Origin of the sequence: Prevotella sp. PTAC (genome assembly GCF_013166535.1) — a bacterium.
Lineage (GTDB): Bacteria > Bacteroidota > Bacteroidia > Bacteroidales > Bacteroidaceae > Prevotella.
Window position 1 is genome coordinate 188,381 of sequence record NZ_JABKKK010000007.1, and the last position, 12,961, is coordinate 201,341.

The following is a 12,961-nucleotide window of genomic DNA, read 5'->3' on the forward strand; positions in this document are numbered from 1 at the left end:
TTTGTGTGTTGTGTTCTTAAAACTTCTGTTCGTATTGATAAACTTTCTCAATGAAGTTTATAAAGGCCTGATTGGCAAGTTTCATTCCTCCCGGAGTAGGAAAATCTCCCGTAAAGTACCAATCACCTTTGTGGTTGGGAATAGCGGTATGAAGCCCCTCTATACTCTGGAACACCAATTCAATTGGAGTTGTAACCCCTGATGGCCTTAACATCTCTACCATCTTTTCGTTCAGTTCTTCCACTGTAAACGGTTGATAAAGGGCTTTCACACAACATTTAATCTCACCTTTGGGTTTCTTTATTTCCTCTTTACATTGCTTGTAGGTATCATCAATAAGACTATGCATCCCACGCTCTTTAAGAAGTTCGATGCATGCCCGGAAAGCAATGAACTCTTCCAAACGTGCCATGTCGATACCATAATAATCAGGATAACGTATCTGAGGAGAAGAGCTTACTATGACGATTTTCTTAGGATGTAAACGGTCTAGTATCTTTATTATGCTTTCACGCAGAGTTGTACCACGCACAATACTGTCGTCTATTATAACCAGATTGTCTACTCCAGGCTCCAATACTTCATAAGTGATATCATATACATGTGAGGCCAAATCATTCCGCGAATTACCTTCTGTAATAAACGTACGCAATTTTATATCTTTCCAAGCAGCTTTCTCTGAACGCACATACTGGTGCAAAATTTTCTCTAATTCTTCACGAGTTGGTATATGCTTGAGACTCTCTATGGCTTTTATTTTCTGGTCGTTGACATAATGCTTAAATCCGCCAAGCATTCCATAATAAGCCACCTCTGCAGTATTGGGTATGAAAGAGAATACGGTATGATCAACATCATAATCCACAGCTTTAAGAATTGCCGGTGTGAGTTGCTCTCCAAGCAACTTACGCTCTTTGTATATATCACGGTCTGAACCGCGGCTGAAATATATACGTTCGAACGAGCAAGCCGAATCACCTCTTGGTTCCAATATCTGCTCAACAACACATTCACCACGATTATTGACAAAAATAGCTTCACCGGGCTTCAGCTCCGTAACATCATCACATTCTATATCAAATGTTGTCTGCAATACCGGACGCTCACTGGCAACAGCAACGACCTCATCGTTCTTATAATAAAATGCCGGACGTATTCCCCACGGATCACGCATGGAAAACATCTCTCCGCTTCCTGTAAGACCACAAACAACATATCCTCCATCAAAATCAGGCATTGTCGTCTTCAAGACATTTCCCAAATTGACATTATTGTCAATATAATGTGTTATATCAGTCCCTTCAAGTCCTCTTTCCTTTGCTTTGACAAAATTACGCTCCACCTCACGATCAAGACGATGTCCCATCCATTCCAACATTATATAACTATCGCTATAAATCCGAGGGCACTGTCCTTGTGCTGTGACTTTATCGAATATCTCATCAATATTCGTCATGTTAAAATTTCCGCAAAGGCATAAATTTTTTGCTTTCCAATTATTACGGCGCAGGAAAGGATGTACATATTGCAAACCGCTCTTTCCAGTTGTCGAATAACGGAGATGTCCCATATATAACTCACCGGCAAATGGAAGGTTCTCTTTTGCGAAATCCGCATCAGCCAATTCCTCTATGGATAATTTCCTAAAATCTTTTTGGGCATTGGCAAAAATCTCTGTTATTGCATTTGAGCCCAACGCTTTCTCACGAAACATATATTCATTACCAGGGAGTGTATTCAACTTGACACAAGCCATACCGGCACCTTCCTGCCCTCTGTTGTGCTGTTTCTCCATCATAAGATAGAGCTTGTTCATACCATACATCCATGTTCCATATTTATGCTGGTAATAATCAAGCGGCTTCAATAACCTTATCATAGCCACTCCACATTCATGTTTTAACTGTTCCATCTATATTATCCTTAATTTCCTTATTTTCTAATTATTATCCAACCTATTGAAGTCCTGATTATTTTTTAATATTACAAATATTTTATATCCACAATCATTTATTCCACTGTAACTGATTTCGCAAGATTCCTTGGTTGATCAACATCCTTACCCTTACATACAGCAATATGATAAGCCAATAACTGCAATGGTATTGTTGCTATTAGCGGCTCCAAACACTCTATCATCGGCGGCAACTCTATAACTTCATCGGCAATACGGCTGATTGTATCATCACCTTCCGTAACAATCGCAATTACCTTGCCTTTACGAGCTTTTACCTCCTGAATATTGCTCAAAACCTTTTCATACATCGCATTATGTGTCGCTATAACAACAACCGGCATATCCGAGTCAATAAGAGCAATTGGCCCATGCTTCATCTCTGCTGCCGGATAACCCTCTGCATGTATGTAGCTTATCTCCTTCAGCTTCAATGCTCCTTCAAGCGCGACTGGATAGCTGTATCCTCTTCCTAAATAAAGAAAATTACGCGCATACGTAAAAATACGGCTTAAATCTGCAATACGATTATTCTGTAATAGGACCTTAGACATTTTATCCGGTATCTCATGCAACTCTTTCACAATACGCAGATATTCTGAGGTACTTATAGTATTTTTTTCTTTTGCCAAGGCCAAGGCCAACATTGTAAGGACAGTAACCTGTCCGGTAAATGCTTTTGTTGAAGCGACCCCTATTTCTGGACCAACATGGATATAAGAACCCGTATTAGTCATCCTCGGAATGCTGGATCCTATGGCGTTACATATTCCATAAATAAAAGCTCCGTTTTCTTTTGCAAGTTTAACCGCGGCCAAAGTATCCGCCGTCTCACCACTTTGTGATATAGCGATAACAACATCTTTAGACGATATTACCGGATTGCGGTATCTAAATTCCGAAGCATATTCGACCTCTACCGGTATTCGACAGAAGTTCTCAATCATCTGCTTGCCAATAAGCGCTGCATGCCATGAAGTTCCGCAAGCCACTATTATAAATCTATTGGCATCAAGCAACTGCTTTTTATAATCTATAACAGCACTCAGAACAACATTATCGGTAGACTCATTGATACGTCCTCTCATGCAATTTGTTATGCAATCTGGCTGTTCGAATATTTCTTTCAACATGAAATGAGGATATCCGCCTTTCTCCAGCTGACCTAATTTTATATCAACAGTCTGTATTTCCGGATTTAAACGCCTGTTCAAGACATTTACGACCTTTAAATCCTCGCCTTTTTTCAGAACAGCGATACTACCGTCTTCAAGATATACGACCTTATCCGTATATTCTGCAATGGGACTCGCATCCGAACCAAGGAAAAACTCATCTTCACCGATCCCGACAACAAGCGGACTTTGTTTGCGTGCCGCTATTATCTGATCGGGAGTACGCCTGTCTATCAAGGCAATGGAATACGCTCCTATCACTTCATGTAAAGCCAACTGAACGGCTGTCAGCAAATCAAGTTCTTTACGTTCTTGGATATATTCTATCAACTGAACCAATACCTCAGTATCTGTGTCTGATTGGAATGTTCGTCCTTTGGCTATTAACTTGACTTTCAGATCCGCATAATTCTCTATTATACCATTATGAATTATCGCTAAGTTTTTCGATTGTGAATAATGAGGATGAGCATTTGTTACAGAAGGTTCACCGTGTGTAGCCCATCGGGTATGGGCAATACCTATATTGCCAGTTTTATCCTTATCTTCACAATAACTAACTAAATCATCAACTTTTCCTTTCGCTTTATATACATTTAGCTTCCCATCAGTATCAACCAACGCAACTCCCGCACTATCATAACCACGGTATTCAAGCCGTCTAAGACCTTTTATTAATATCGGAAAAGCATCTTTGCAACCTATATATCCAACAATTCCACACATTTTAAATCCATATATTAGAAAAGAAGAATGAAATTAATGAACTATCATTTCTTTCATTCTTCTTATAAAACTTTAATTAAGAATATTGTATAATAAAGAAGTCAGTGAGATTAGTATCGACGTGGCCGAGAACCATAATGTTGTCATACTACCGACACTTGAATTCTGAGATTTAACCTTATTGGGCTCCACATATACAATATCATTCTGTTGCAAATAATAATAAGGCGAATTTATAACATTTGCATCCGTTAAATCCAAAACATGGATTGATTTTTGTCCGGTAGAATCCTCACGTATAAGTTTCACATTTGTACGTACACCATATATCGTAAGATCGCCTGCCTGAGCTAAAGCTTCAAGAATCGTTATTTTCTCATTACCGACCGTGTACATTCCTTGCCGATTGACTTCACCCAACACTGAAATCTTATAGTTTGTCATACGAACGGTAACTATAGGATTTTCGCTTTCGCTCATATACGGCTTAATCTTATCTTGTATTAATTTTTCTGCTTCAGATTTTGTCAATCCGCCCAAATGAATACTACCGACCTTGGGAAAATCTATGTTGCCCGCATTATCAACCAAGTAACTTTGCAACAAAGCCTGAGCATAGGACGAACGCGAACCCTGGTTTAGCGGCGTAGGAACTGTCATATTAAATGGCAGAGCCGCATCTGCATCAGTAGCACTCACAGTTATTGTAAGAACATCTTTCGGCATAATACGAGCATCATACAGAAACTTTGACGCTGTTAAATCTACCTCCGAACTGTTTTGAAAATAAGCAACTTCCTTTGTACTAGAACAACTGCCTAATAAGACAATAAAAGCCAACAAGGCTATGGGAAAAACGAGTCTTCTTGTAATTGTCATCATTCTTAAATATTTTAATATTTTGCAAAATTACACCTATTTTTCCAATTAAACAAAGAATTTATACAGAAAAGTTTTGAAAGCAAAAAGAGTAATATACAAAGTATAATACATCAAATTCCACTTATTATTCTTTTTACTTTCAAAACTTAAATAATTCTATTCCGTAAAGAAGTTTATAAATCAATAAAACTTAAAATAATTACGGGCATTGTTATAAGAAATATCTTCAACCATACGAGATAATATTTCCTTATCATTGGGCAGCAATCCTTTCTCCACATCATTGCCAAGAATATTACATAATAAACGACGGAAATATTCATGACGAGGATAACTCAGGAATGAACGTGAATCAGTAAGCATACCGACAAACCTACTGAGCAGACCCAATACAGACAAAGCATTCATCTGACGAGTCATGCCATCGAGCTGATCATTGAACCACCAACCGGAGCCGAACTGTATCTTACCAGGACAACCACCCTGAAAGTTTCCTAACATCGTCGCGATGACCTCATTCGCACAAGGATTCAAAGTATAAAGAATTGTACGTGTCAACTTGCCCTTCATATTTAATTTATTGAGGAATTTGCTCATTGCTTTCGCTGTATTAAATTCTCCAATAGAATCAAATCCCGTATCTGCGCCAAGCAAATCATACATCTTAGTATTATTATCCCGTATTGCCCCATAATGGAACTGCTGTGTCCAGTCTGCATCAGCATCCATTTCGGCCATGACAGTCAAGAAACAATTCTTGTATTGGCGAACCTCATGATTTGTAAGTTCTTGCTTGGTCATTGCTTTTGCGAATATTGCTTCTATCTGGGTGTCTGTGTACTCCTCATCATAGAATTCTTCTATTCCATGATCAGACAATTTGCATCCGTTTTCCGTAAAGAAATCATGGCGCTTTTGCAAAGCATCCACCATATCCTTAAACGTTGTGATAGTAACACCTGCGACTTCTCCTAATGTGTTGACATAATCAGCGAATTCCGGTTTTTCTATATTCATTGCTCTATCCGGGCGCCATGCAGGAATCATTTTTATCTCGAAACCACTTTCACGTGTTTGTTTATGATAACGCAAATCATCAATAGGATCATCGGTGGTACAAACACATTCCACATTATAATGACGCATAAGGCCACGGGCGGAAAACTCGGGTTGCTGAAGTTTCTCATTACATTCGTCAAAGATTTCACGGGCTGTCTTCGGGCTAAGTTGCTTTGTTATTCCAAAAGCAGTCTTCAATTCCAAATGAGTCCAATGATAAAGAGGATTACGGAATGTATAAGGAACTGTTTCCGCCCATTTTTCAAACTTCTCCCAATCAGTGGTATCCTTACCTGTGCAATATTTTTCGTCAATACCGTTTGTTCGCATTGCACGCCATTTATAATGGTCACCGCCCAGCCATAACTCTGTTATGCTCTTAAATTTATGGTCACTGGCCACCATCTCGGGTATAAGATGGCAATGATAATCGATGATCGGCATCTTTGCCGCATGATTGTGGAACAAATCCTGTGCGACTTCTGTGTCTAACAAGAAGTCCTCATCATTAAATTGTTTCATAATTAGAATATATTTTTTATAATTTATAGTTATTAAGCGTATCTGTTTATCATCTGTTACAAGATATCTCCTATGTTGCAAAAATAGCAATTTTATTCCATATTTTCGAAAAGTTTACGTATTTTTGCAGAAAAATTTTACGTAAACGATGACGTACGACAATCATGTTTTACTTATTTATACAGGCGGAACAATAGGAATGAACCGCAATCCGCAGACTGGAGCACTCGAACCATTTAATTTCGAGCATCTTATCAACAATGTTCCCGAACTGTCTCTATTTCCCATACGCATATCAACGATCCAGTTTAATCCTCCGATAGACAGCAGTGATATGTCTCCGCAGTTATGGACGGAGTTGACACATATAATAATAGATAATTATGAAAAATATGATGGATTTGTAATATTACACGGTACAGATACAATGGCCTATACGGCTTCCGCTCTCAGCTACATGCTTGGAAATCTGACAAAGCCTGTAATTCTTACCGGAAGTCAATTGCCTATTGGCCAATTAAGAACAGACGGGAAAGAAAATCTTATTACAAGCATTGAGATTGCAGCTGCAAAACATGAAGATGGTAAATCCATGGTACCGGAAGTCGGAATTTATTTTAACGGGCATCTGCTTCGTGGAAATCGTACAACCAAACAAAGTGCCGATGAATTTGATGCTTTTGAAAGTTTTAACTACCCCCACCTCGTTGAAGCCGGTGTAAATATCACTTACCATGAAGAACAAATACTAAAACCGGACTTCTCCAAACCGATATCTCCTCACTTCAGACTTGATAATAATGTTATTGTCTTCACCATATTCCCAGGAATACGTGAAGATTTGGTAAGACACATTATCGCTACTCCCAATCTACGTTCGATCGTAATGCGGACTTATGGCAGTGGAAATGCCCCACAGCGACCTTGGCTCCTTAATGCTTTAAAAGAAGCCACGAATAATGGGAAAATAATCATCAATATAAGCCAATGTATGGCCGGTAAAGTTGAGATGGGGAGATACGATACCGGCTATCAACTGAAATCAGCAGGTGTACTGAGTGGATACGACAGCACTGTTGAAAGTGCTGTAACCAAATTGATGTACCTACAAGCAAGGTTTGACGATCAGGATACGATAAGAGAGTATATGAGAAAAAGTATACGTGGTGAAATATCGTGTTGAAAAGAAAGAATAAAAATAACCAAATAAAGATAAATGCACAGTCTGTTGTAATTATTGTTTTCAAAAAAAACATATCTTTGCAACATCACAATTATTTACTAATAGAATTTATATTATGAAAGATTTGAAAGGAACAAAAACAGAAAAGAACCTGCTCGAAGCATTTGCAGGAGAGTCTATGGCACGTAACAAATACACATATTTCGCCTCAAAAGCAAAAAAAGACGGATTTGTACAGATTGCAGCTATCTTCGAAGAAACAGCAGCAAACGAGAAGGAGCATGCAGAGCTTTGGTATAAGTATTTGCACGGAGGCAAAATAAACCATACCGAACTCAATCTTGAAGATGCCGCCAATGGAGAGAACTACGAATGGACAGACATGTATGAACGCATGGCAAAAGAAGCCGCAGAAGAAGGTTTTGATGAAATTTCAAAGAAATTCTTACTTGTAGCAGGTGTAGAGAAAAAGCATGAGGAACGTTATCGCAAATTACTGAAAAACGTTCAGGATGAAAAAGTTTTCTCAAAAGACAATGATGTTATTTGGCAATGCAGCAATTGCGGCCATATCATGATTGGCAAAAAAGCACCGGAAGTATGCCCCGTATGCGATCATGAAAAAGCATATTTCCAAATAAAACCGGAGAATTATTAATTATACGGCGTTTTATTAAATAGAATACCAAAAGAAAAAAAGGACTGATTTACAAATATCAGTCCTTTTTTTCTTTTGGTATTCTACATCCTAATCATGACAAAGCATATTACTTGATTATAACATTAAGAGGATTTCGCAGACCTGAAAGGAAAGAATCTATACGCAATTGCCATTCTTGCTGATTACGGCAATCATATTTACTCCAAGCCGATCCGAAATAATACGTATATTTATCACCACCCTTATAATCTTTTACCACACCAAGTGCATGACCGGAATTACCTCTTGTCGGATTCACATACATAACTTTTTTAGTGGTAATAAGTCCTTTGGGAAACAATGCCGCTACATATATTTGAAAATTCTGTCCGTTAGGATTATCCGTAGGATCGGCATATTGAACAAAATCTTTACCCAACACAACACTTTCCGTATCTTCAGTGTGAATAACCACACCTGACGCAATATCAACTGCCTGCTTCAATCCATCATAGCATACTGTCATCTTATTAAAATTGGAACCTTTGTCAAGACTCAGTATTCTGGTTTCTATTACATTTTCATCACCTCTCACTTTTGTTGGATTATAAACCAACTTTACCGTAAAACGCAACGGACCATTATCCAATAATTCATAATCTTTATAACAATACGGGAACAATATACTATCTCCTATCATCATAGCCGGAGTTCCACAACCAAGGGTTGGTCCTACTTTATAACAGTCAAGTCCATGACCTTGATCAAAGTGATAGCTGGTTATCATGTTCAAAGAATCAGCAGCAGCCTTATTGGTCTTTTTAAGTTCCGCTATCACCGGTTTCATTACATCCTCTATATAATACCGCTGCTCAACAACAAGACCCGGAGTATTCTTTACCCAAACATCATTTCCATACGCATCTTCGCCTGAACGCTGTAACGCCGGTCCATAACAACGGTATGCTCCACGATCATTTTCCCATGCAATATCATCTACACGTTCTGGATACATCCTTCCATAACAAGTATTTACGAATGTCTTAGGAGTACCTTTCTTTATTGTATAAGTTGCAGTACCATGTGGGCGAACAGATGCTTCGACAAGAATTTTGCCATCATAAGTTATCTGATAAGCCACTTGCTGCCCCAACACATTATATATTTGGAACTGACGACCACCTGTAATCCCCAATCTTTGATATATAGTTTTCGCATCAAGCTCCACAACTTCCTGACGGAAAACATTCTGACTGTTTGTCACATTTACCGTAAAAGCCTTGTCTTCTGCCGCACGCACACTACCATCATCAAAGCGAACCTTCTCACATGCCGCAAGCAAGAATACTCCTGTACCAAAGTTTGTGACATCTGTTACCGATAGTTTCTGTCCTCTCACTGCCTTTTCTCCTATAGGCTGTACATATCCGACAGAACCGTCTGCCTGTAAAGCCTTGCCGGAAAGATAATCCCAAGCTCTGTTTATTACAGGCTCATAATAAGCCCTGTCAAGCAATCCATTATTTACCCCCCATAACAATCCATAAGTAAACAATGCCGTTCCGCTTGTCTCAGGACCTTCCGCCTGCTTCGCATCAAGCATTGAACGAGTCCAGTAACCTTCCTTTTGTTGGCACTTAGCTACCGCTTCCGACAGCTGGACATAACGTTCCACAAAGAAATGGCGATGTGTATATGATTGTGGCATATCGGCCAACACTTTTGCCAGTCCGGCCAATACCCAACCATCACCACGAGCCCAAAAATCTTTCTTGCCATCAGCTGTCTTGTGAGCCGGGTAAACATATTTCCCATCACGATAATACAAATGTTCTTCTTTATCAAACATCAGTTCATCAGCATATTTAAAATTGGCATATAACTTATCAAGATATTTTATATCTCCGGTTACCTTATATAACTTTGTCATTACAGGCATCACCATATATAACGCATCCGCCCACCACCAAAAATCAGTGGCACACATATTGGCCTCACGTGCCATGACCTCTTTTACACGAGCGATTTTATATGGGTCGGGATTCGTTTCATACATATCAAGATATGTCTGAAAACATGTTTGCCAATCTCCAAAAAGAACATACTCATTACCTTCACCATAGTTCTTATATTTCCATTTCGACTGGTCTTTCTCAGTTGCCCCACTCCACTTATTATAACGGGCCCATTTGTCACTGTACTCAAAATAGGAAGCATTTCCGGTCAAACGGTAAACTTCCATATTTCCAGTAAAATACACAGCATTATCCCAAAAGGCATTAACTTCCGGTTTATTTGTCTTCTGCCAATGCTTGTTTACTTTCTCCACAATTTCCAAAGCGGATAATCGCGGTTCAACTTTTTTCTTTTTTGCCTTCGCATCCATTGATACCGGAATAAGCATCAATGCCAAAGCAATACCTGTTGACAATAGTCTCATGATTATATTTGTTTTTTAGTTGTTTGTTATTTCATTTCTGAATTAAAGAAATTCACCACCTGCCTGAACAAATGATTACGTGTATTTCCTCCATATATACTATGATTGCGATTGGTGTATATGTTCTCCTTGAAATCCTTATCCGCCTGAACCAATGCCTCAGTATATTCCGCCGTGTTTCTGAAATGTACATTATCATCTGCCATCCCATGACAAATCAATAATGCTCCATTGAGTTTATCCACACGGTTAATCGGGTTTATATCATAACCCGACGGATTTTCTTTCGGCGTACGCATGAATCTCTCTGTATATACCGTATCGTAAAAACGCCAACTTGTAGGCGGAGCTATTGCCACTCCGGCACGGAATACGGGCCGTCCCTCACTCATACTCATCAAAGTATTCCATCCGCCATAACTCCATCCGATGATACCGATTCTTTTTTTATCCACATAAGACTGTTTGCCAAGCCATATAGCGGCCTCCACCTGATCATGTGCTTCAAGTTCTCCCAAACGTAAATATGTACATTTCTCAAACTCAGCTCCACGGCCTCCCGTACCTCTATTGTCTACGCATACAACAATATATCCCAATTGTGACAAATATTGTTCAAACAATGCACCTTGCCCGCATATTCCTATGTTCCAGCTATCAAGTACTTGTTGACTTCCCGGTCCGCCATACTGATACATAACCACCGGATACTTCTTTTGCGCATTAAAATCAGAAGGTTTAACCATCCATCCGTTCAACAACACGCCATCATTCGTTGTAAATGAGAATAGCTCTTTGCTCCCGATATCATACCCGGCCATTTTCTTTTTCAAATCCTTATTGTCTACAAGCGACACCAACTCCTTACCTGAATTATCATTCAAAGTATATACACTGGGATTGTTTATATCGCTCCATATATTTATGAAATACTTGAAATTCTTACTGAAAACCGCATCATTGACACCTTTCCGAGAACTGTTATTCAAACAAGAGATCTTGCCGTTCTGTCTTGATACGAATATCTGCTTATATTGTGGACCGTCAGGGTTGGCGGAGAAATATACATCCCCCGTTGTCTCATCAAGCCCATAAACATCTATGACTTCATACTTATCGTTAACAATCTGCCTTCGCAACTTTCCGTTAAGCGAATAAACATATATATGATTGTATCCATCACGCTCGCTTGGCAATACAATATGGCTATCCGTTATCTTAATATTTGACATCGAACTCTCCTTTATATATTTATCAACTTTATCACAAACGACAAGTTGACAAACAGTGGATAATGGATTGGCCATGTATATAGACAACTCATCCTGATGCCTGTTCATCGTGATTACAGCTATTTTCGACGGCTCACTTGTCATTACTATACGGGGGATATAGCTGTCGGCATCTATCGGCAATTGTATTTTTCGCGTCTGATGTGATTTTATATCATAACTATATACTGCCACTTTCGAATTGTCTTCACCGGCAATTGGATATTTATAAGTGTAAAATCCCGGATATTCAGAATATTCATCCATTGACGGATTCGTCCCTCTAAATAATTGCATGGAGTATTGTTTTACAGCTGTCTCATCATATTTTATCCAACAGATACAATTACCGTCAGCCGTGAAAACCATGCTTCGGCTCATACCGAACTCCTCCTCATTAACCCAATCGGGAATACCGTTTATTATTTCATTACGTTTACCGTCCTTGGTTACCTGACTTTCCGAATTACCATACAATAACTTTACGAGAAAAATATTATTGTCACGCACAAAAGCTACCTGGTTGCCGTCGGGAGAGAACAACGGTGTCTGCTGTGGGCCATTATCCGACAACGGAACCATTTTGTTATTGTGAATATCGTATATATAATAAACCGCCGTAAAAGAACGACGATAAATGTATTTTGTCTCAGTCTGTATAAGCATTCGTTTACCGTCAGGACTCATTATATATCCATCTACCGATTGTATCTTTGCGCCCCTGACTGTATTGGCATCAAATATCGTTCCTATCGGCTTACCTGTCTTAAATGAATATCTTACAATCTTTTTGGCGTCATTATTAATCTGGGCATAACTTTCCCCATCAGATAACGGTTCGACCGCAGCCAAACGCTCCCCTCTAAATACTCCGCTTGTTATGCTTTTCAAATCAAACTTACTTCCTGCAAGCATTTGGGATGTAGCTATCAATAATGCCGCACACATAAATGCAAATCTTTTCATCTCTTGTTCATTTATTGTTTTGTAGTTTCCGCAAAGGTACAACTAAATTCTGAAAAGACACGCAAAAGAACTTAAAGAATTACAAAAACAAAACGGGCATATCAAGTCATTAAACTTGATATGCCCACATACATGAGTCTTAT

At 38.9% G+C, this 12,961-nt stretch carries 8 protein-coding genes; 2 read left to right on the forward strand and 6 right to left on the reverse strand.

Annotated features, from left to right (window positions below):
- Positions 1 to 16: 16 nt before the first annotated feature.
- From HPS53_RS07310 to uxaC, 4 genes are all read right to left on the reverse strand, one after another.
- Positions 17 to 1,912, reverse strand: coding sequence for an amidophosphoribosyltransferase (locus HPS53_RS07310; protein WP_172205387.1), 1,896 nt, complete (start codon positions 1,910 to 1,912; stop codon positions 17 to 19).
- 98 nt (positions 1,913 to 2,010) lie between these two features.
- On the reverse strand, positions 2,011 to 3,855 hold the full coding sequence (glmS, locus tag HPS53_RS07315) for a glutamine--fructose-6-phosphate transaminase (isomerizing) (protein ID WP_104368324.1): 1,845 nt from the start codon (positions 3,853 to 3,855) through the stop codon (positions 2,011 to 2,013).
- Between the two features lie 72 nt (positions 3,856 to 3,927).
- Complete coding sequence (locus HPS53_RS07320) at positions 3,928 to 4,737, reverse strand: polysaccharide biosynthesis/export family protein (RefSeq protein WP_233210087.1); 810 nt, start codon at positions 4,735 to 4,737, stop codon at positions 3,928 to 3,930.
- Between the two features lie 180 nt (positions 4,738 to 4,917).
- A complete protein-coding gene (gene uxaC / locus HPS53_RS07325) occupies positions 4,918 to 6,318 on the reverse strand; it encodes a glucuronate isomerase (protein ID WP_104368344.1) in 1,401 nt (466 codons plus the stop codon).
- A gap of 148 nt (positions 6,319 to 6,466) precedes the next feature.
- Between uxaC and HPS53_RS07330 the strand changes: the two genes are divergently transcribed.
- Complete coding sequence (locus HPS53_RS07330; RefSeq protein ID WP_172205389.1) at positions 6,467 to 7,501, forward strand: asparaginase; 1,035 nt, start codon at positions 6,467 to 6,469, stop codon at positions 7,499 to 7,501.
- 115 nt (positions 7,502 to 7,616) lie between these two features.
- Positions 7,617 to 8,159: a rubrerythrin gene (gene rbr / locus HPS53_RS07335; RefSeq protein WP_104368326.1), complete on the forward strand. Its 543-nt coding sequence runs from the start codon at positions 7,617 to 7,619 to the stop codon at positions 8,157 to 8,159.
- Between the two features lie 109 nt (positions 8,160 to 8,268).
- On the opposite strand, the gene HPS53_RS07340 is transcribed toward rbr, so the two are convergent.
- Both HPS53_RS07340 and HPS53_RS07345 read right to left on the reverse strand, forming a co-directional pair.
- Positions 8,269 to 10,581, reverse strand: a complete 2,313-nt coding sequence (locus tag HPS53_RS07340; protein WP_172205391.1) for a DUF4861 family protein — start codon at positions 10,579 to 10,581, stop codon at positions 8,269 to 8,271.
- A gap of 26 nt (positions 10,582 to 10,607) precedes the next feature.
- Positions 10,608 to 12,818 carry a S9 family peptidase gene (locus tag HPS53_RS07345; protein ID WP_172205393.1) on the reverse strand — a complete coding sequence of 737 codons (2,211 nt, stop codon included), beginning with the start codon at positions 12,816 to 12,818 and terminating at the stop codon, positions 10,608 to 10,610.
- Positions 12,819 to 12,961 lie beyond the last annotated feature (143 nt).